At 38.5% G+C, this 20541-nt stretch carries 18 protein-coding genes; 12 read left to right on the forward strand and 6 right to left on the reverse strand.

Going from position 1 to position 20541, the window contains the following annotated elements; translation table 11 throughout:
- Positions 1–21: 21 nt before the first annotated feature.
- The 5 genes from uvrA (at position 22) to ACN9MR_RS27090 (ending at position 8014) form a co-directional block, all read left to right on the forward strand.
- Complete coding sequence (gene uvrA / locus ACN9MR_RS27070) at positions 22–2919, forward strand: excinuclease ABC subunit UvrA (protein WP_426327529.1); 2898 nt, start codon at positions 22–24, stop codon at positions 2917–2919.
- A gap of 221 nt (positions 2920–3140) precedes the next feature.
- Complete coding sequence (locus ACN9MR_RS27075) at positions 3141–3908, forward strand: TatD family hydrolase (RefSeq protein WP_426327530.1); 768 nt, start codon at positions 3141–3143, stop codon at positions 3906–3908.
- 248 nt (positions 3909–4156) lie between these two features.
- Positions 4157–5176, forward strand: a complete 1020-nt coding sequence (locus ACN9MR_RS27080; protein ID WP_426327531.1) for an asparaginase — start codon at positions 4157–4159, stop codon at positions 5174–5176.
- A 374-nt stretch (positions 5177–5550) separates the two neighbouring features.
- Positions 5551–6963 (forward strand): MBL fold metallo-hydrolase, encoded by a 1413-nt coding sequence (locus tag ACN9MR_RS27085; protein WP_426327532.1) that lies wholly within the window; start codon positions 5551–5553, stop codon positions 6961–6963.
- 85 nt (positions 6964–7048) lie between these two features.
- Positions 7049–8014 carry a YpdA family putative bacillithiol disulfide reductase gene (locus ACN9MR_RS27090; RefSeq protein WP_426327533.1) on the forward strand — a complete coding sequence of 322 codons (966 nt, stop codon included), beginning with the start codon at positions 7049–7051 and terminating at the stop codon, positions 8012–8014.
- 110 nt (positions 8015–8124) lie between these two features.
- On the opposite strand, the gene ACN9MR_RS27095 is transcribed toward ACN9MR_RS27090, so the two are convergent.
- From ACN9MR_RS27095 to ACN9MR_RS27105, 3 genes are all read right to left on the reverse strand, one after another.
- A complete protein-coding gene (locus tag ACN9MR_RS27095) occupies positions 8125–8637 on the reverse strand; it encodes a hypothetical protein (protein ID WP_426327534.1) in 513 nt (170 codons plus the stop codon).
- 97 nt (positions 8638–8734) lie between these two features.
- Complete coding sequence (locus ACN9MR_RS27100; RefSeq protein WP_426327535.1) at positions 8735–9379, reverse strand: hypothetical protein; 645 nt, start codon at positions 9377–9379, stop codon at positions 8735–8737.
- 59 nt (positions 9380–9438) lie between these two features.
- Positions 9439–10434: an alpha/beta hydrolase gene (locus ACN9MR_RS27105; protein WP_426327536.1), complete on the reverse strand. Its 996-nt coding sequence runs from the start codon at positions 10432–10434 to the stop codon at positions 9439–9441.
- A gap of 294 nt (positions 10435–10728) precedes the next feature.
- Between ACN9MR_RS27105 and ACN9MR_RS27110 the strand changes: the two genes are divergently transcribed.
- The 3 genes from ACN9MR_RS27110 (at position 10729) to ACN9MR_RS27120 (ending at position 14451) form a co-directional block, all read left to right on the forward strand.
- Entirely contained in the window at positions 10729–11700 is a 972-nt protein-coding gene (locus tag ACN9MR_RS27110) for a polyprenyl synthetase family protein (protein WP_426327537.1), read from the forward strand.
- The gene (locus ACN9MR_RS27115) at positions 11700–12755 is read left to right on the forward strand and encodes a TerC family protein (RefSeq protein WP_426327538.1); all 1056 of its coding nucleotides are present in this window, start codon (positions 11700–11702) and stop codon (positions 12753–12755) included. The genes ACN9MR_RS27110 and ACN9MR_RS27115 overlap by 1 nt, the downstream gene beginning before the upstream one ends.
- Before the next feature lie 247 nt (positions 12756–13002).
- Positions 13003–14451: a M20/M25/M40 family metallo-hydrolase gene (locus ACN9MR_RS27120; RefSeq protein ID WP_426327539.1), complete on the forward strand. Its 1449-nt coding sequence runs from the start codon at positions 13003–13005 to the stop codon at positions 14449–14451.
- 230 nt (positions 14452–14681) lie between these two features.
- Here ACN9MR_RS27120 and ACN9MR_RS27125 read toward each other — a convergent pair whose 3' ends face one another.
- Complete coding sequence (locus tag ACN9MR_RS27125; protein ID WP_426327540.1) at positions 14682–15434, reverse strand: hypothetical protein; 753 nt, start codon at positions 15432–15434, stop codon at positions 14682–14684.
- A 254-nt stretch (positions 15435–15688) separates the two neighbouring features.
- Here ACN9MR_RS27125 and ACN9MR_RS27130 point away from each other — a divergent pair, with 254 nt between their 5' ends.
- Both ACN9MR_RS27130 and ACN9MR_RS27135 read left to right on the forward strand, forming a co-directional pair.
- Complete coding sequence (locus ACN9MR_RS27130; protein ID WP_426327541.1) at positions 15689–16525, forward strand: M23 family metallopeptidase; 837 nt, start codon at positions 15689–15691, stop codon at positions 16523–16525.
- A gap of 5 nt (positions 16526–16530) precedes the next feature.
- Entirely contained in the window at positions 16531–16920 is a 390-nt protein-coding gene (locus tag ACN9MR_RS27135) for a bactofilin family protein (RefSeq protein ID WP_426327542.1), read from the forward strand.
- Between the two features lie 50 nt (positions 16921–16970).
- On the opposite strand, the gene ACN9MR_RS27140 is transcribed toward ACN9MR_RS27135, so the two are convergent.
- On the reverse strand, positions 16971–17399 hold the full coding sequence (locus ACN9MR_RS27140; RefSeq protein ID WP_426327543.1) for a CBS domain-containing protein: 429 nt from the start codon (positions 17397–17399) through the stop codon (positions 16971–16973).
- Positions 17400–17636: 237 nt separating this feature from the next.
- The gene (locus tag ACN9MR_RS27145; protein WP_426327544.1) at positions 17637–18086 is read right to left on the reverse strand and encodes a hypothetical protein; all 450 of its coding nucleotides are present in this window, start codon (positions 18084–18086) and stop codon (positions 17637–17639) included.
- A gap of 485 nt (positions 18087–18571) precedes the next feature.
- Here ACN9MR_RS27145 and ahcY point away from each other — a divergent pair, with 485 nt between their 5' ends.
- Both ahcY and ACN9MR_RS27155 read left to right on the forward strand, forming a co-directional pair.
- Positions 18572–19888 carry an adenosylhomocysteinase gene (gene ahcY / locus ACN9MR_RS27150; protein WP_426327545.1) on the forward strand — a complete coding sequence of 439 codons (1317 nt, stop codon included), beginning with the start codon at positions 18572–18574 and terminating at the stop codon, positions 19886–19888.
- 302 nt (positions 19889–20190) lie between these two features.
- Complete coding sequence (locus ACN9MR_RS27155; RefSeq protein ID WP_426327546.1) at positions 20191–20532, forward strand: DUF6370 family protein; 342 nt, start codon at positions 20191–20193, stop codon at positions 20530–20532.
- Positions 20533–20541: the final 9 nt, after the last annotated feature.

A 20541-nucleotide genomic window follows, 5' to 3' on the forward strand; every position in this document is an offset into this window, starting at 1 on the left:
TGCCTCCAACTTTTAATAAATATGAGCAATAAATCTATCGACCTCGGCGAGCAAAAAGATGTAGAAGTATATGGTGCGAGGGTACATAATTTAAAGAATATAGATGTTAGTTTTCCGCGCAACCAACTTGTTGTTATAACAGGGTTAAGTGGTAGCGGTAAATCATCATTGGCTTTTGATACCATTTACGCGGAAGGACAGCGCCGGTATATGGAAACCTTTAGTGCCTATAGCCGCCAGTTTATGGGAGGGATGGAACGCCCTGATGTAGATAAGGTTTCGGGATTGAGTCCGGTTATTGCCATTGAGCAAAAAACCACCAGCAAAAACCCGCGCTCTACCGTAGGTACCATTACAGAGATTTACGATTTTATGCGCTTGCTTTATGCACGTGTTGCCGATGCCTACTCATACAATACTGGCGAGAAGATGGAGCGGATGAGTGAAGACCAGATCCTGCAGAATATCTTCAATAAATTTGATGGCGTTGCCGTAAATATTCTTGCACCTGTTGTTAAAGGTAGAAAGGGGCATTACCGCGAACTTTTCGAGCAGATCCGTAAACAGGGTTATGTAAAAGTTCGTGTGGATGGAGAAATAAAGGATATTTCCGCTAAAATGCAGGTAGACCGTTATAAAATCCATGATATCGAAGTGGTGATCGACCGATTGATCATTGATGTGAAGGATAAAAAACGCCTGCTGGATTCGTTACAGATTGCGATGAAAATGGGTAAGGGCGTGATCAAAATCAGCGATAAAGATAATAACGTTGCGCATTTTAGTAAGTTTTTAATGTGCCCAACCACAGGTATTTCTTACGATGAACCTCAACCGAACAGTTTTTCATTCAACTCGCCTTATGGTGCCTGCGAACGTTGCGATGGTTTAGGCTATATCTTCGTGGTAGATAAAGAATCGGTGATTCCGAACCCCAAGCTGAGTATTTTAAACGGTGGTTTAGCGCCCCTGGGTGAATATAGAGACATCTGGATGTTCCAGGTGTTAAAAGCGCTGGCTAAAAAATATAATTTCTCGCTTTCTACCCCAATTGAAAAACTGAGCGATGAAGTGATCAATATTATCTTAAACGGTACACACGATCTGATCAATGTGGCTGTTGAGTACAATAAATGGAACGTTCAGAATTATAATATCACTTTCGATGGTATTATTAAAATGCTCGAAGAGCAGAACGAAAAACGGGGTGAGGCAGCAGTTGATGATATGGAAACTTTCCGTAAACTGAAAACCTGCCCTGAATGTAACGGCGCGCGACTTAAAAAGGAAAGCCTGCACTTCAAAGTTGATGGGAAGAATATTTTCGAACTGTCATCAATGGATATTTTCAACCTGAATATCTGGTTCGAAAAAGTAGATGAACGCCTTAGCGACCGTCAGAATATTATTGCAAAGGAAATTTTAAAAGAGATTAAAGCCAGGATAGGTTTCTTAACAGACGTAGGTTTAACGTATTTAACCTTAGATCGTACAGCCCGTACACTTTCAGGTGGTGAGGCACAACGCATTCGTTTGGCTACACAGATCGGTTCACAGTTGATGAATGTAATGTATATCCTCGATGAACCAAGTATCGGTTTGCATCAACGCGATAACGAACGTTTGATCAATGCACTTAAAAATCTCCGTGATCTTGGAAATACCGTTTTGGTGGTAGAACACGATAAGGATATGATTCTGGAGGCCGATTGGGTAATTGATGTTGGCCCGGGGGCGGGTATCCATGGCGGAACGGTAGTTGCAGAAGGAACGGCAGCACAGATCCTGAAATCGAATACCCTAACTGCAGATTACCTCAACGGCAAAAAGAAAATTGAAACGCCAAAAACCCGCAGAAAGGGCAATGGACATAAATTATCGATTGTTAAAGCCACCGGACATAATTTAAAAGAGGTTTCAGTAGATTTTCCTTTAGGTAAATTTATTGCCGTAACCGGGGTTTCGGGCAGTGGTAAGTCGAGTTTGATTACAGAAACCTTATATCCGATTTTAAATCATCATTTCTTTAGGGCGAAAAAACAACCTTTACCTTACGAGAAAATTAACGGATTAAAAGAAATAGATAAGGTGATTGAAATCGATCAGGCACCTATTGGCAGAACACCTCGTTCTAACCCATCTACTTATACCGGAGTGTTTTCTGATATCCGAAATCTGTTTGTGCAACTGCCCGAGGCGAAAATACGTGGCTATAAACCAGGCCGTTTCTCGTTTAATGTAAAAGGTGGCCGTTGCGAAACCTGCCAGGGTGCCGGTTTAAAGGTAATTGAAATGAATTTCTTGCCTGATGTGCAGGTGCCTTGTGAAGAATGTGGCGGAAAAAGATATAACAGGGAAACTTTAGAGGTCCGTTTCCGCGGAAAATCGATCAGTGATGTTTTGGATATGAGTATTGAAGATGCTTGTAATTTCTTCGAAAATATCCCGATCATTTATAGAAAAATTAAAACTTTAAAGGATGTTGGTTTAGGTTATATCACTTTAGGACAATCATCGGTTACTTTATCAGGTGGTGAAGCGCAGCGGGTTAAACTGGCTACAGAACTTTCTAAAAAAGATACCGGTAAAACCTTCTATATTTTAGACGAGCCTACCACCGGACTTCATTTCGAAGATATTAATGTGCTTTTAGGCGTATTGCAAGAACTGGTTGATAAAGGAAATACGATTTTGGTAATCGAACATAATTTAGATGTGGTTAAAGTGGCCGATTGGGTGATCGATTTAGGTGAAGAAGGTGGTGCCGGTGGCGGAAGGATTTTATTCGAAGGTACTCCAGAAGGTTTAATCCAAAATCCGATCAGTTTAACCGGGAAGTTTTTGAAAAAGGAAATGGCTTTGGAATCTGAGCTCAGTAGTTCGAAGTCGGAGGTCAAAGCGTCTAAGAAGAAGAAATAGTACGAGGTTGGAGGTCAGAAAGACCGAAGTTACAGAGGCTTTAAGCGATCGTCACCCTAAACTTGGTTCAGGAGCTTTATGTACAAATAAATTTGTCATCCTGAGCCTGTCGAAGGACTTGGTTAAATTTATATTAAGTCGTTTCGACAAGCTTAACGTGACAAAATCGAGACGTGATTTATAACGAACACTTTAAATATCCCATATTACATTTTAAAACAATGCTTTTCACCGATACCCATACCCATTTATATTACGAGCAGGATGCTGAGAAACAAGCGCAGTTAATAGAACGCTGTTTTGAGAATAATGTTAACCGTTTGTTTTTACCGAATGTTGATGTAAAGTCGATTACTATGATTGATGATCTGGTGGCGAAATATCCGGCAAACTGTTTTGCTATGGCAGGTTTACATCCCTGTGATGTGAAGGAGGATTACCTAGCACAACTAGACGAAATCTACAATAGCATTTCTGGTCGGAAAATTTATGCCATTGGTGAGATCGGGATAGATCTGTATTGGGATAAAACTACTTTGGCCATTCAACAAGATGCTTTTCGTAAACAGATCGGCTGGGCAAAAGATTTGGGTTTGCCGATTGTAATCCATTGTCGCGAGGCTTTTGATGAGGTTTTCGAACTTCTGGAAAGTGAAAGAGATGAAAAATTACGGGGAATATTTCATTGCTTTACTGGCAATGTGGCACAGGCCAAACAGGCCATCGATTTAAATTTCTATTTAGGAATAGGTGGTGTGGTTACCTATAAAAAAGCAGGTTTGGATCTGGTATTGTCAGAGATTCCTTTGGCTAACTTAGTTTTAGAAACAGATTCGCCCTATTTGGCTCCGGTTCCTTTCCGTGGCAAACCAAATGAGAGCAGTTATTTAATCTATGTTGCCCAAAAACTGGCCGATATTTATGGAGTTCCTATTGAAGAAATTGCAGATGTAACCACAGAGAATTCGAAAAAGGTTTTTGGGGTTTGAGAGATCGTCATTGCGAGAAGTCCTTTTCGGGCCGACGAAGCAATCTATTTAGTCGATTGTTAAGATCCTGAAACAAGTTCAGGATGATTACTATAGCGGATTTCTTGTATTGTAAAATATTAGCTTAAAATTTATTATATTGGCAATATATTAACGGTTTTTAGCTTTTTTATTGTTAATTTAAAAATACAGGCTGATCATTTGTAATTTTTTAGTTTCTTTGCGGTGAGCAACCTTCACCCAACCAAATGACCAAAATACTTATAATTTATACCGGCGGTACCATCGGTATGGTTAACGATCCTACAAATGGGATGTTAATTCCATTTGATTTTCAGCAGATAAAAGAAAACGTTCCTGAATTAAGCCGTTTAGATTATGATTTAGATGTGCATTCCTTCAATCCGGTATTGGATTCTTCAAACATGGATCCTGAAATATGGAAAACATTGGCCGAACTTGTTTATCATAAATACGATCAATACGATGGCTTTGTGATCCTCCACGGATCTGATACTATGGCTTTTACCGCATCGGCATTGAGCTTTATGCTCGAAAACCTGGATAAACCAGTTGTTTTAACCGGTTCGCAACTACCTATTGGCGAAATCAGGACTGATGCCAAAGAGAATTTAATTACCGCTTTAGAGATTGCAGCGACCAAAGAAGATGGTAAAGCACTTTTTCCAGAGGTCTGCATTTATTTTGATTCTCAGTTATTTAGGGGCAATCGTTCTATAAAGTACAACAGCGAAAAGTTCGAAGCTTTCCGTTCACCAAATTATCCCATACTTGCCGAAGCGGGCGTTCACCTGCAGTTTTACAGAAATTATATTCTTAAAGCACCGAAAGGAGAATTGAAATTGCACACCAATTTTAATTCGAACATTGGTGTACTGAAATTATATCCCGGAATTACGCCACAGGCTGTTCAGGCGATAACAGATTCTAAAGTAGATGCCATTATCTTAGAAACTTTTGGCTCGGGTAATACCACAACCGCACAATGGTTTTTAGATAGTTTACGTCAGGCTATTTTGAATGGAAAGATTATAATCGACATTTCTCAATGTAAAAAAGGATCAGTCCAGCTTGGTCGCTACGAAACCAGCAGAGAATTACTGAAAATGGGCATTTTAAGTGGTTATGATTTAACTTTCGAAGCTACGGTAACCAAATTAATGTTCGTTATGGGCTTAGGCTTGTCGATAGAAGAAAGCCGCAAACTGATGGAAGAATCGTTAAGAGGTGAGCTGACTAAAGATTAATGTAGCAAACTTGCGAGGCCTGGAAAAAGTTTAAACCCGAAAACTGTAAATTGCCAATTACAAACTGATTTGGGCGTTACCCAAGCTACGCAAGGGTCGGGCTTTTCAGGGCTGCGCTTCGCTCCGGTGCCGATGAAGGATCGGCACTGAACCCTTACAATCCCTAACGCAAAACCCACCTTTTCAAAACCTTACAGGCTTCCGAAACCTAAGCGCGCTGTACTAGAATAAGTAAAACTTCTGCAATTATGAGCAACATCATTTCGGTTATCGGTATTTAGCGCTATTTTTGCTATAGTAGATTCGTCATGCTGAACTTGTTTCAGCATCTCAAAGACCCTGAAATAAATTCAGGGCGACGCTGAGTAAATAACATGAAAATAGAACAAATATATACAGGGTGCCTGGCAGAAGCCGCTTATTACATCGAAAGTAATGGCGAGGCTGCAATTATTGATCCGCTAAGAGAGGTTGGAACGTACTTAAAGAAAGCCGAAAAAGCAGGGGCAACCATTAAATATATCTTCGAAACGCATTTTCATGCCGATTTTGTTTCCGGACACGTAGACCTGGCAGAGAAGTCTGGTGCCGAAATCATCTATGGCCCAACCGCTAAAACCGAATTTAAATCGCACATTGCTAAAGATGGCGAGCAGTTTAAAATTGGAAACGTAACCATGACCACTTTACATACTCCTGGGCATACTCTAGAATCGACTACTTATCTACTAAGCGATGAAGATGGAAAAGATCACTGCATTTTTAGTGGCGATACCTTATTTATTGGCGATGTTGGCCGACCTGATTTAGCACAGAAAGGTCATTTAACCATGGAAGATTTAGCCGGAATGCTTTACGATTCATTAAATGAAAAAATAAAGCCTTTAGCTGATGATGTAATTGTTTATCCGGCACATGGTGCAGGTTCTGCCTGTGGCAAAAGCATGAGTAAAGAAACTTTCGATACTTTGGGGCACCAAAAGGAAGTAAATTACGCTTTAAAAGCCGAAACAAAAGAGCAGTTTATTGCCGAAGTAACAGATGGCATTTTGCCACCACCACAATATTTTGCTAAAAATGCTGCCATTAATAAAGGTGGGGTGGAAAGTATTGATGAGGTTTATGAGAAGGGATTAAATGCTTTAACTCCGCAGCAATTTGAAGATACTGCAAACCAAACAGGAGCGATTATGCTCGATACCCGCGATCCACAGGTTTTTGCCAAAGGTTTTATTCCAAATTCGATCAATATTGGACTTAATGGACAGTTTGCACCCTGGGTTGGTGCTTTGATTACCGATTTACAGCAACCAATTTTATTGATTACCGATCAAGGTAAGGAAGAAGAAACCATAACCCGTTTAACCCGTGTAGGGTACGATAGTACCATTGGTTATTTGGATGGTGGTTTTGAAAGGTGGACAGACGCTGGTAAGGAAATCGATACCATTGAATCAATCTCTGCAGAGGCGTTTGAAAAAGCCAGTCTTAATGGGGAAATTACAGCCCTTGATGTGCGTAAACCAGGTGAATATGAATCAGAGCATCTGGAATTTACACTGAGCCGTCCGTTAGATTTTATTAACGACTGGACTGGCGAGATCAATCCAAAAGCTACCTATTACATTCACTGTGCAGGTGGCTACCGGTCGATGATTGCCGCTTCCATCTTAAAATCGCGTGGGGTAGAAAATGTGATTGATGTTGCAGGCGGTTATGGCGCAATTAAAAATACCGGATTAAAAAGAACCGATTTCGCCTGCCCAAGTAAAGCAATGAAAGTTTAATAACAAGCAATTGTCACATTGAGCTTGTTGAAATGCCATTAAGGTTCTTCGACAGGCTCAGAATGACAATCTAAGATATAACCATTTGGCAAATCAAAATCATTACGACGTATTAATTATCGGTGCTGGCCCAATAGGCATGGCTTGCGCAATAGAAGCGCAAAAAGCAAACTTAAGCTATGTAATTGTAGAGAAAGGTGCTTTAGTGAACAGTCTGTTCAATTATCCAGTATTTATGACCTTCTTTTCTACTTCTCAAAAGTTAGAAATTGGAGGTGTGCCTTTTGTAACCATCAGTCCGAAACCTAACCGTAATGAAGCGGTTGAATATTACCGCCGCGTGGCCGAAAAATTCGATTTAAATATCCACCTTTTCGAAAGCGTAAAACAAGTTGTTAAAAACGATCATGATGTTATCGAAATCAACACCTCTAAAACTAATTATACGGCCAATAATGTAATTGTGGCTACGGGTTTTTATGATGTGCCTTTGTTGATGAACGTTCCAGGAGAGGATTTACCAAAAGTAACGCATTATTATAAAGACCCGCATTTATATGCATTTCAAAATGTGGTAGTGGTTGGCGCCAATAACTCAGGCGTTGATGCTGCCTTAGAAACGTATCGGAAAGGCGCAAATGTAACCATGGTTGTTCGTAGTAACGATCTTGGCCCTCATGTGAAATATTGGGTACGTCCGGATATTCAGAACAGGATTAAAGAGGGAGAAGTTAAAGCACTTTTTAACTCCGAGCTGATTGAAATAAGAGCAGGTGAAGTAGATATTAAAACACCCGAAGGAATAAAAACAATACCGAACGATTTTGTAATTGCGATGACCGGTTACCAACCAGATTTTAGTATGTTAAGAAAATTTGGTGTCGAACTGCCCGAAACACTTTGTCCGGTTTATAACGAAGAAACCATGGAAACCAATGTAAAAGGTTTGTATCTGGCGGGTGTAGTCTGTGGCGGGCTGGATACGCACAAACTTTTTATCGAAAACTCGAGGGTGCACGCCGAAATGATTGTGAAGAATATTTTGAGTTAATTTCTTACGAAGTTTAGCCAGGGGATAAGCGATGGAATAACTTCGTAAGTCTTTACACCCAAGTTAAAACTTCTGAAGCCTTCTTCGCTCTTGTTTTTTAGATTTCTTAGTTAATTATTACTACTTTTTCCATATTTGTATGCCGCAAATAACATTAGTGCGATAACTATAATTTGCAATAAAATAAGGTAATTGATTGGCGTTAAAAGCATAGAAAAGAATCCTTCCTGTGGCAGAATATCCGTTGTTGCGCTATTATGAACTGATAATGGAGGATAAACTGTCCATCCATTTTTGCCTATCTCAGGCAAAAAAAGAAAAAAAGGACTTGCTTTAGCAATTAATATGCTGAATCCTAAACCCAAGATTAAAAATATAAGAAATGGTAATCTTCGTTTAAAAGAATGCCTGTTTTCTTTAGTAAAATAGACTATAAAAGAGAAAACAATAAAAAACCAGATTAAAAAGTGCTGGTTCGCAATAACAAAATAAGTGTCGTGCAGATTTAGATCAACATAGTCGCCGAAAATTGTTTTTCCAAAAAGAGCAAAACCTATAATTGTTGTAAATATGGTACAGCCTAAAATCCATAAAATTTCCAGCAACAATGGTTTGTTTTTCATAAAGAGCGAGATTTAGATTTGTTTAATAAATATATATTAGCCGTTATGCTGAACTTGTTTCAGCTCCTATTTATTAGTAAATAGGAAGTGACGATGATTATTGTTCTAAATATTTTTGCAACTCATATTTATCTCCAGAATATGATTCCATCAATTTTTGAACATTTTGAAATATTTTTTTTGCTGGTTCTTCATGATCATGGATTAATCTGAATACATTCCCCCTTTTGTTAACGGCAATATAGTTTCCATCCTCCATATCTATAATTGTATAATAATATTTTTCGTCGAGCTCAATTTCTATAGTATCTTCAATTTCTAATAATTTTTTTTGCTCTTCACTAACATTAGAAAGGATTTTTTTAAGTTTTTTTTCTTCAGTGTTTTTTAAGATGAAATCTTCTTTATGCAAGTTATTAATCCTGAGTTCTGATAATTCATACTCACTTCTTAGTGTTGTGTTAAGTGGTAGGGAGATATCTTGAATGAGATTATAGGAAATTGTTAATCTTATTGGAATATAAGCTCCTGTTTGTTTATTCAATACTTCAACCCCTGTTAAAAAGAAATGTTTTTTATGTTTCGCTCTGTTTCGCTCATAATAGAAATTATCCGTGCTTTGATGTAAAATATATATTGTTTTATTTGCAAGCTGCCCTGCTGTGCTGAATGTCCAATGTAGATAATTATCTGCTACCTCAGGAAAATCATTTGCTAACAACATGACAATATTTTCTTCCATTTTCGTATGTCTTTCTTAAATCTTCGCGCCTTTAAAAAGTTGATTATCATTTCATAAGTTTAATGATTAACAGGTATTGTCAACGTAATCCCCACAAAACTTTCAATAGCCTTTTCTACACTCGGCAGATCTTTCGAGGTAATATAAGATCCCATTACATGATTTCCTGCGTTGGGGATAGCTACTTTTCTTTTTAAATTATTCGGTGTGCCCAGTTCATCGAACATTTTTAGCATAGCATCTACACGCACTACAGGATCTTGCTCTAGTTCATTTTTATAGTAATAGAGCATTAAAACGGGTTGCTTTACCTTTTGAAAAGTTGCTTTTACCATACTGCTCTCGATAAATTCTTCCAGCTCTACTAACGATTCAAGTCTGTAATTGGTGTACCAGTATTTTTTATATTCGTCGGTACGATCGTCTACTTTACGTTCATCACCACCCACTACTTTTCTGGCAATTTGTAAACCCCAGGGGTTATTCAAAAGCCATGCATTTTTATCGTTAATGGCGACATTGGGCGACAATAAAATTAAACTGTTAATCTCCGGATAGGTTGCCGCTAGTTTTAAAGCGACGGTCCCACCTGTAGAAGTGCCCACTAAAATTACTTTTTTGCCCAGTTTTTTACCGATAGCATAAGCCTGTTTACTGGTTTCCCAAAGGCGGTCGGCAGTAAAATATTGCATAGGGGCAAGCGTATCAATGCCGTGATCGGCCAGCCTGGCGAGGTATAAATTTGCATTTAATTCTTTGGCTAAATTTATATGGACCGGATTGCCTTCTGTTTTTGATGCCGAAAAACCATGGAGGTAAACAATGGCATACTCGGTTTGCTTGTGCAGGGAATCTGCCCAGATGATTTCGGCTTCGTTACCCGGTTTTATTTTGTGCATCGATTCGATACTGGCCACATAACGGTCTAAATCTTCGAGATCAGGAACCTGGGTAAGTTCTTTGTTGTAAACCGGCTTTTTAGGTTTTGGCCCCAATAAGTAGCCTGCAACAATTAATGCCGAAAGGCCGATAAGTACTTTGTAGCGTTTTTTCATCTATGGCTCAGCTAATATTGGTTTAAATGTAAAATTTGAAATTAAATAAAGCTAATATTTCTGAGGAATTAATTATCGTATGGAGGGGCTTTTGTTTGCATTACCCCAGAATGTTAAACCTGATGGCACCAAATAGCCCACAGCCCGAAGCATGAGGGCGAGGACTATGGGCAATAACAGGAGCAAAAGATATTAAAGATTAAGCTATTGCTTTTCAAATCCTTAATAATACGATTGCACATTACCTTTTTATGGGAAATTAGCTTAAGTTTGCAATCAAAATTTTTCGACTTAATGCCGGGAATCGAACAGATAAAAACACCTATTGCTGCTGATATTAAAGCGTTTGAAAAAACCTTTAAAGAATCTATGCATAGCGACGCACCGTTGCTGGATAGGATTACCCATTATATTGTAAAGCAAAAAGGCAAACAAATGCGGCCGATGTTCGTATTTTTTGCTGCTAAACTATGTGGTGGCATTACAGAATCAACCCATCGCGGCGCTGCTTTGGTAGAACTTTTACATACCGCTACTTTGGTGCATGATGATGTGGTAGACAATGCTTACGAGCGCCGTGGCTTTTTCTCTATCAATGCTTTATGGAAAAACAAGATTGCAGTTTTAGTTGGCGATTACCTGTTGGCAAAAGGATTGTTGCTTTCTGTAAACAATAACGAACACCGTTTGTTACAAATTGTATCGGAAGCGGTGAAACAGATGAGTGAGGGCGAATTATTGCAGGTAGAAAAGGTGAGGAGGATGGATATTTCGGAGGATTTATATTTTGATGTGATCCGACAGAAAACAGCTTCTTTAATTGCTTCTTGTTGTGCAGCCGGGGCTGCTTCGGCAGGTGCTGATGATGAAACGATAGAAAAAATGCGCCTGTTTGGCGAAAAAGTAGGAATTGCATTTCAGATTAAAGACGATACCTTCGATTTCGGGACAGATGATGTAGGCAAACCTTTGGGTATTGATATTAAAGAGAAGAAAGTAACGCTGCCTTTAATCTATGCTTTGAATAAAGCCGAAAAAACTGAACGTAAGAAAATAATTAACCTGGTGAAAAATCATCAGGACGATCCGGTTAAAATTCAGCAGATTATAGATTTCGTAAATGCCCACGAAGGTGTGTATTACGCGAACCAGAAAATGCTGGAGTACCAGAAGGAGGCATTTAATATTCTGCACAGCTTTGAGGCAGGCGAAGCACGAACGGGTTTAGAACAACTTGTACTGTACACCACTGAACGTAAAAAATAATGGGTAACGAATTACTTTTTAGCTTAGGTTTTCTTCTTTTTATTGCGTTGATTCTTGCTTTAGACCTTGGTCTATTTAGCAGGAAAGAGCATGTGGTGAGCTTAAAACAAGCTGGGGTGATGAGTTTGATTATGGTGGCTTTGGCTATCGGTTTTTACTTTATCCTGTTAACCGAAGGGCATCAGCTTCATGGGATAAAGAATTTTGCATACCTGCAAGAAATTGTAACGCGACACCAGCACCACATTAAACTAATTCCTAATGATTTTGAAGGAAGTTTAGCAATTTATAGACAAAACCTCGGCTTAGAATTTTTAACCGGTTATGTAATTGAGTATGCACTTTCTGTAGATAATATCTTTGTTATCGTACTGGTTTTTTCAGCCTTTGCCGTTGAAGAAAAATATTATCACCGCGTATTGTTCTGGGGTATTTTGGGTGCCATTATTATGCGTTTCATCTTCATTTTTGTTGGTGCAGCACTAATTGCAAAATTTGCATGGATACTCTATTTGTTTGGCGCTTTCCTTGTTTTTACTGGTGTAAAAATGTTTTTTAGCAAAGATGAAGATGATAAGATTGATCCCGAAAATCACCCTGTGGTAAAATGGGCCTCGAAAATATTTTCTATCCATCCAAAGTATGAGGGTAAAAAATTCTTCGTAAAAATTAACCATAAAACACTGGTAACGCCTTTGTTTTTGGTGCTGCTGATTGTTGAGTTTACCGATCTTTTATTCGCTGTCGATTCTATTCCGGCTATTTTTGCGGTAACAAAAGATCCTTACATTGTATTTTTCTCTAATATTTTTGCCATTATGGGTTTGCGTTCTATGTTTTTCCTATTGGTGAATATCATCCATAAATTCCACTATTTAAAAACCGGATTAGCCGTATTATTGGCATTTATCGGGATAAAAATGTTGGGGCATACTTATCTGGAGAAATGGGGCTTTACTACCGAGCATTCTTTGATCGTGATTCTGAGTATCTTAGTGATTAGTATAGTGGCTTCACTGGTTTTTCCGAAGAAAAAGGCGCAAGTAAAGCTGTAATTTTTATCAGCAATAGTAATTTTACAGCGTTCTATACGCGAATCGTCACCCTGAACTTGTTTCATGGTCTTAATGACAACGCATCAGCAGAATAGATACTGACCACGTAGTAGTTACAAGACAATTGAAAATACTATTTCTACTTGTAAAACAAGTTCAGTATGACGACTCAATTGAGCAAAATATACGTTACAGCTAGCAATCTCTGGCTAAAATTTGTATTTTCAGCAACTAAACTTTATTCCTAATGAAATATCTTTTCGCTTCAGCGCTACTTTGTACTACTTTATTTGTAAATGCCCAGGATAAATTTGGTGATGTTTTTGCCAAGATCAACGCTGACGTACAGCAAAATTCAAAAGCTTATCAAACACTCAAATATGAAACCGAAACCATTGGTCATCGTTTAACGGGTTCTACAAATGGCGCAAAAGCAGAGCAGTATGCTTTCGATTTATTAAAATCTTACGGTTGTGAAGTGAAGTTTCAACCTTTCAAAGTAGAAAGCTGGGCAAGAAAAACAATCAGCGTGGAAATTGGGGCCGATAAAAACAGTCTGACCAAAATGAAGGCCGTTACCCTAGCGCATTCGCCGGTTAGCGCAGACGTTACTGGTGAAATAGTAGATGCAGGTAATGGACTTGAAGCAGATTATCAGGCCAATCCCGAGAAGTTTAAAGGTAAAATTGCACTGATTTATCTTGGTGTATTACCAGGTTCTCCGGCTGGAACAAAATCATTGCACCGCTCTGAAAAGACAGCCATTGCCACAAAATATGGAGCAATTGGGGTGATCATTATTAACACCGTAAAAGATGGTGTACTTTTAACCGGAACAGCTTCGGTAACGGGTAAGTTGATCTCCATTCCCGCTATTTGTATTGGACTGGAAGACGGTACAGCTTTAAAGGAAAAAATTAAATCACAGCCACAGATCGCGCATATTGCCATGACCAATTTCTCGGGTTTGATTAAAGCGAGAAACGTAGTGGCAACTTTTAAAGGAACCGAGTGGCCTAAGGATAAAATTGTAGTCGGCGGACATTTAGATAGCTGGGATTTAGCAACCGGAGCAATCGACAATGGAATTGGTTCTTTTGCTATTATGGATATGGCACGTACCTTTAAGAAGCTAAATTTAAAAACCAAACGTACCGTAGAATTTGTGCTGTTTATGGGCGAGGAGCAAGGTTTATTGGGGTCTAAAGCTTACATCGATCAGGCTAAGAAAGACAAAACATTAAGCCAGGTTAAATTTATGTTGAACTACGACATGACCAACGATCCGAAAGGTTTCTCTACTTCACGAGCAGAAATGAAAGATTTATTTACGGCCTGGGGTGCTGATATTGTAAAAATTGATACCGGTTTCAAAAATCTGTTTAATGCAGGCGCAGGTTTGCATAGCGATCATCAACCGTTTATGTTAGAAGGTATTCCTACCGGAGGTGGTTTTGGTGGTAAACTGCCGAATAACTCAGGTCCGTTCTATCACTCAGATGGCGATAGTTTTAAACTGGTTGATGAGCAGGAACTTAAAAATACAGTGCGTTACAGCGCCATGTTAACTTACGCTTTAGCCAATACACCGAAAATTCCGGTTGGTGTTCAGGGCGAAGAAGAATTAAGGGCTTTCTTAGAATCGCAGAATCTAAAGGAGCCCTTGAGTATTGCTGGTGAGTGGAGATGGAAATAAATTCATGGATTTTCTTGCCTCTTTTCTTACGGATTGATTACACTGATGTTGCCTGCGGGTTGATTACACAGATGTAGGGATTGCACAGATTTTTATATCCTTAATTCCCGTAAGATAATTCGTCATTTCGACCGTAGTGTTCTAAAGGAACTCCTTCGGAGGAGAAATCTTTGCGAGACTGCCTTAAAAGATTTCTCGGCTCTGTTCGAAATGACGATTAAATTTTGCTGTTAAAGCAACCAATAAAACACTTTGTAAGCGAAGAATTGCCGGTCTAATGTTGTTCTTTTACTAACAGGGTTAATGTCAGCCTGTCTTAACGATTCTTCTGGCTTTCTTTTAGGATTTTCTTCCGAAAAACCATTTATCCTGCTTTCTCCTTCCTTTATTGCCAATGGCGATAGAACAAAACTTAAACTATCCTGTCCTAAAATTCTTGTGAGCATAATTGCCGTCCTGTTTATTTGCCTGATTTTAACATTCTCATTTACAGCTATAGGTTTCCCATTTTTATAAAAAATACCGAAGGTTTCTATTGTTTTATAATCGTTGGGTTTAAAAACATTAATAGTATATGCCGTATCAGGAATATGATCTTTAAACTTTTTCTTTGCTGCTAATATCTTTTCGGCATTGGATGGAATGTGGTATAAGTAGAAATCAGTCAGCTTAATATTGTTGTAATTTCTTGCTGTTTTAATCATCCTGCCTATAATATCAATTGGGGTGTTGCCTTTATCGGTAATAAATAAAAAATAACTGATCAAAACGGTTAAGGTGATCCCAATGGGTTGAAAATATTTTCTGGTAATCTTTTTTCTTCGTAATATGTAATGGGTGAGCGTAAGTAAAAGTGAGATTAGGCCTATGACTGGAATGGTTAATAATGCCCCTATACTTACGCCACCACCGGCCATGGGGAAACTATTAAAGAGAATAATGTTGAATAGGAGTGCGACTGCCGGATAAATTAGGGCTTTCATTAAAATATTTTGTCTACGAATATAGTTTTTTAATAGTATTGGTTGTGCCGATCGCTTAAATGGCTTTACAGAGAAAACCACCTAAATGTTACAAATCTGTCTTTTAACTAGCGTGGGCAATGAAGTGTGGGTTAATTCGATGTTAATACGTTGTGATTTTTATTCCTGTAAGTGTTAAATCTGAGCTTAGTTTTTGACTATGTAGTTGTTAATCATATATTTGTTTTAGTCCCAAACAAAAAATCGGAGTAAAAATGAACAGAAAACGGAGCAGAACAACCGTAATTTTTGTAAATAAAAATCAAAGTTCAAGCAAGCCCATTCAAGTTCCAACAGGATACATTGTACATTGGAAAAAGTATATTTTAGGCGTTTTAGGATTATTCTTAATACTTATATTCAGTTTATTTTACCTGATCCGCAGTAATTCGAGTGCAGAATTAGCCAAGAGTAAACTCGAACTGGCACTTTTAAAAAGTAAAGACAAACTATCTGTTATCGATACTTCTTCCCTGAAAAAGCATTACCAATCAATCGATAAAAAACTGCTCACCATAAACAAATACTTAAAGGCAAGAGGGTTAAAGCCAATTTTAACGGGCAATGAAGGTGGAGAACAAAGCGATGATATTTTATCGGCTGAAGAAATCGGCGAATTTTACGACAACTACCTGAGTAAAATTGCCTATAACGTGGCCTATACACCTATGGGATATCCACATTCAGGTACAATCACATCCGGGTATGGGCATCGCGAAAATCCTTTCAGTGGTGAAAATGTGGAGACGCATAAGGGGTTGGATATCAGGGCCAATTATGGCGATTTTGTTAAAAGTACAGCAAATGGTAAAGTGGTTTTTGCAGGGAGACGGGGTGGTTATGGCAATTGTATTGTGATTAAACACGGCAACGGATTCGAAACTTATTATGGCCACCTCTCTAAAATTTTAGTAAAGGTTGATGAAAATGTAATTGCTGGTAATAATATTGGCAAAGCGGGCTCAACAGGGCGGTCAACCGGGCCTCATTTACATTATGAAGTGCATAAAAATGGTAAAGTTATAAATCCAAGATCCTTTTTAACCTTATAAGAAATATGTTCAAGAAAAACAACCAGATTAAAGACCTGAGCCAACAAGAAATTTCAACCCTGATTGGCCTTGGCTTTACCATTACCGGCGAGCTAAAAGGGAAAGCAGTAATCAGGATCGACGGAACCGTAATCGGGAACGTAAATGTTGAAGGCGGTGTTGTTTTAGGTGAAAAAGGGATGATTAAAGGCGACATTCAAACAGGTTCGGCCATTATATACGGAACCGTTAACGGAAATGTAAAAGCTCAAAACCTGGAAATAAAAAAGACGGGCAGGGTTAATGGCGACATTAAAACAGAGGCCGTTGAAATTGAGCTAGGCGCACAATACAATGGAAAACTCGAAATGCACCAATCGGGTAAAACGGAAGATAAAGTAGCGGTGAAAGCGTAGGCCTCAGCTATTGGTTGGTGCCTCACCAACCAACATAATCCAACTCAGTATTAACCACTAATGTAGCTTTCCAATTGCGAAATGGTCTGTTTCTGGTCTGCAATGATAAACTTCACCACATCGCCGATCGAAACCATTCCTTTTACCTCATCGTTTTCTACAACCGGTAAATGGCGGATGTGTTTATCTGTCATCAGCTCCATGCAATAATCAATGCTGTCGCTTAAACTAATGGTGATTGGATTGGCAGTCATCGCTTCTTTAATCAAGGTGTCTTTTGATGATTTACCCTGAAGGATGATTTTTCTGGCATAATCGCGTTCTGTAAAAATACCGTGTAGCCGATCGTTTTCCATGACCAATACCGCGCTGATGTTCTTTTCTGTCATTACCTTTAAGGCATCTAAAACAGAAATATTTTCTGATACCGAGATAATCCGTACCTGTTTGGTATCTAATAAGTGTTTTACGCTTTTCATAAAACTTAATTTGGTTATAACAATTTAAGAAATAATTATCTGTAAATCAAAGTTTTATTTTAGGTTGTTCTCAACTTTACAAACGCAGCACAGTTTAATGTGATCTAAACCTTATGGGAATGGCAGCCTCCGATTTATTCTACCGGAACTACAGTGGATGGCAGAACCAAGCTAACCTGAAGACTGCTAGTTTTGCTTTTCAAATTATATTTTATCCAACTAATAATAAATATTTTATCAATATTTAAGTGGTTTTGCATCTATAGTGGTCTGCAGAGAACCGTTGGACGAATTCTTAGCTGAAGCTAGACGTCCTGTTGTAATTTTACCAACTGAGAAAGATCTCCTGATAACGCTATTAAATCTGAATCTTGAAGCTGCAAAATTAGAGGTCCAAGTAAGCTTTAAATCTTTGACAGGCCCATTTTTGTCGAAATCTAATTGTTCCCCAGCACCAAGATTGCTACCAGAAATTTTCTCGATTTGAGTTGATCCATCTGGTTTGGTAAAACTTATTTCAGCTTCGAAATTTTCAGGCAGGGATGTTGGTTGTACCCAGTTGTTTTGTCCATCAAGGTACCCAACTTCAACTTCGTAAGCTATAGTTACATAACTTGATTCGTTCGGATATTTTTTGCAGCCGAATAGAGAAACTGCAATTAAGAGCGGCGTTAATATTTTTTTCACGTCCAAAATTAGTCATAAATTACTGGCTAATCCAAAGCTGACTAGGAATTCATTATCGATTCTTCCGATACTTGGTTTATTATATTTTCTTTTTAAATTTCCATTTGTCTTAATTCGCTGTAAATCAATTTTTATTTTATGTTGCTCTCAGCTTTACAAACGAAGCACAATTTTATGTAATCTAAACCTGACAGGAACGGCAGCCTCCGATTTGAGCATCAGTTTGTGTTTTGTTTGTGTGCTTGCTTGTTTCACAGGTTTTCTATCGGAGCTGTAGTGGATGGCAGGGCTGAACCTGACCCAAGAACTGCTGGTTTTGCTTTTCAAATCAACCATTATCTCTTTAATGTGTTTCTGCTTAGGAATGAGATTCTTACCATAATCCCTAAGAGATTTTACAATCTGTAAACCTGCTTGCACTTTTAATTATTTGGCTTTCACAAAGGGATGTGGTAACTTTGCATTTCATTTTAAAACAAATAATTATGTCATCAGTAGAGACTTCTTATATCCCTTACAAAGTTAAGGACATTTCACTGGCAGAATGGGGCCGTAAAGAAATCGAATTAGCCGAAGCAGAAATGCCAGGTTTAATGAGCTTACGTAAAGAATTCGGTCCAACACAACCGTTAAAAGGTGCGCGCATTGCAGGTTGTCTGCACATGACCATCCAAACGGCTGTATTAATCGAAACATTAACTGCACTGGGTGCTGAAGTTACCTGGTCATCTTGCAATATTTTTTCTACACAAGATCACGCTGCGGCTGCAATTGCTGCTGCTGGTATTCAGGTTTACGCCTGGAAAGGTTTAAATGAAGAAGAATTCGACTGGTGTATTGAGCAAACTTTACACTTCGGTCCTGAGCAACAACCATTAAACATGATTTTGGATGATGGTGGCGATTTAACCAATATGGTTTTTGATAAATACCCTGAGCTAATTGCTGGAATTAAAGGTTTATCAGAAGAAACTACTACTGGTGTTCACCGTTTGTACGAAAGAATGAAAAACGGAACATTGCACTTACCTGCAATTAACGTTAACGATTCGGTTACCAAATCTAAATTTGATAACAAATACGGTTGCCGCGAGTCGTTGGTTGATGCGATCCGTCGTGCAACTGACGTAATGATGGCTGGTAAAGTGGCTGTTGTTTGTGGTTATGGTGATGTAGGTAAAGGTTCTGCAGAATCGTTAAGTTCGCAAGGTGTACGTGTTATTGTTACCGAAATTGACCCGATCTGTGCGTTGCAAGCTGCAATGGAAGGTTATGAAGTTAAAAAACTGGCTAATGCCATTAAAGAAGCTGATATCGTGGTAACCACTACTGGTAACTGTGATATTGTTCGCGAGCAACACTTCAGGGCATTAAAAGATAAAGCGATTGTTTGTAACATCGGTCACTTCGATAACGAAATCGATATGGCTTGGTTAAATAGCGCTTATGGTGATACTAAAGTAGAAATTAAACCTCAGGTTGATAAATACACCATTGATGGTAAAGATGTAATTATCCTGGCCGAAGGTCGTCTGGTTAACTTAGGCTGCGCAACTGGCCACCCAAGTTTTGTAATGAGTAATTCATTTACCAACCAAACTTTGGCTCAATTGGAGCTTTGGACAAACACTGCTGCTTACGAAAACAAAGTGTATACTTTGCCTAAACATTTAGATGAAAAAGTTGCCCGTTTACATTTAGAAAAAATCGGAGTAGAATTAGATGTTTTGGATCAGCACCAGGCTGATTATATCGGTGTACCGGTAGAAGGTCCGTTCAAAGCAGATACATACAGGTACTAGTTCAGTTTACCGTTTTTAGTTAGCAGCTAACTAATATCATAATATTGAAGGGATATGCAATATGCATGTCCCTTTTTCATTCCCCTCTCCCAGAGGGTGTCCGTAGGATGGGGTGTTTCTAATGAGCAAATGATCTTTTTTGAATATTTGAAAACGTTAGTTCAGTGCTCATCGGAGAAATCAGTCCTGCTGTACACTTTATCCCGATGGAAGAATCGGGATGTTCGTTCCCATCAGGTTTATTTTACAGGGAATTGTAGTTCTTTTGCTGCTGAAAACTTACATTTGAAAAAAGAAAAGAGATGAAAAAATTAATATTTGCACTAGTTCTTGGTGTATTTGTAGTTTCTGCAAATGCTCAAACTGCTCCTAAAAAAGCTGAAACAGCAAAAGTAATTACTAAACAAACAGTAGATATTGCTTGTGGCGAATGTCAGTTTAAAATGAAAGGTAAAGATTGCGAGTTAGCTGTGAAAATAGATGGTAAATCTTATTTTGTTGATGGAAAAGGTATTGATGATTTTGGCGATGCCCATAGCGAACATGGTTTTTGCAATGCCGTAAGCAAAGCAGAAGTTACCGGCGAAATTGTAAACAACCGCTTTAAAGCCAAAGAAATAAAGTTATTACCGGTTAAGAAATAGTTGTCTTAC

The organism is Pedobacter sp. R-06, from assembly GCF_049913135.1.
Classification (GTDB): Bacteria; Bacteroidota; Bacteroidia; order Sphingobacteriales; family Sphingobacteriaceae; genus Pedobacter.

Bases quoted from the DNA above. Each gene is read 5' to 3' on its own strand.
- ACN9MR_RS27155 (WP_426327546.1), top strand. From the start codon at position 20,191: ATGAAAAAATTAATATTTGCACTAGTTCTTGGTGTATTTGTAGTTTCT.
- ACN9MR_RS27085 (WP_426327532.1), top strand. From the start codon at position 5,551: ATGAAAATAGAACAAATATATACAGGGTGCCTGGCAGAAGCCGCTTAT.
- ACN9MR_RS27140 (WP_426327543.1), bottom strand. From the start codon at position 17,399: ATGAAAAGCGTAAAACACTTATTAGATACCAAACAGGTACGGATTATC.
- ACN9MR_RS27135 (WP_426327542.1), top strand. From the start codon at position 16,531: ATGTTCAAGAAAAACAACCAGATTAAAGACCTGAGCCAACAAGAAATT.
- ACN9MR_RS27130 (WP_426327541.1), top strand. From the start codon at position 15,689: ATGAACAGAAAACGGAGCAGAACAACCGTAATTTTTGTAAATAAAAAT.
- ahcY (WP_426327545.1), top strand. From the start codon at position 18,572: ATGTCATCAGTAGAGACTTCTTATATCCCTTACAAAGTTAAGGACATT.
- ACN9MR_RS27095 (WP_426327534.1), bottom strand. From the start codon at position 8,637: ATGAAAAACAAACCATTGTTGCTGGAAATTTTATGGATTTTAGGCTGT.
- ACN9MR_RS27125 (WP_426327540.1), bottom strand. From the start codon at position 15,434: ATGAAAGCCCTAATTTATCCGGCAGTCGCACTCCTATTCAACATTATT.
- ACN9MR_RS27105 (WP_426327536.1), bottom strand. From the start codon at position 10,434: ATGAAAAAACGCTACAAAGTACTTATCGGCCTTTCGGCATTAATTGTT.
- ACN9MR_RS27080 (WP_426327531.1), top strand. From the start codon at position 4,157: ATGACCAAAATACTTATAATTTATACCGGCGGTACCATCGGTATGGTT.
- ACN9MR_RS27075 (WP_426327530.1), top strand. From the start codon at position 3,141: ATGCTTTTCACCGATACCCATACCCATTTATATTACGAGCAGGATGCT.
- ACN9MR_RS27100 (WP_426327535.1), bottom strand. From the start codon at position 9,379: ATGGAAGAAAATATTGTCATGTTGTTAGCAAATGATTTTCCTGAGGTA.
- ACN9MR_RS27115 (WP_426327538.1), top strand. From the start codon at position 11,700: ATGGGTAACGAATTACTTTTTAGCTTAGGTTTTCTTCTTTTTATTGCG.
- ACN9MR_RS27120 (WP_426327539.1), top strand. From the start codon at position 13,003: ATGAAATATCTTTTCGCTTCAGCGCTACTTTGTACTACTTTATTTGTA.
- ACN9MR_RS27110 (WP_426327537.1), top strand. From the start codon at position 10,729: ATGCCGGGAATCGAACAGATAAAAACACCTATTGCTGCTGATATTAAA.
- uvrA (WP_426327529.1), top strand. From the start codon at position 22: ATGAGCAATAAATCTATCGACCTCGGCGAGCAAAAAGATGTAGAAGTA.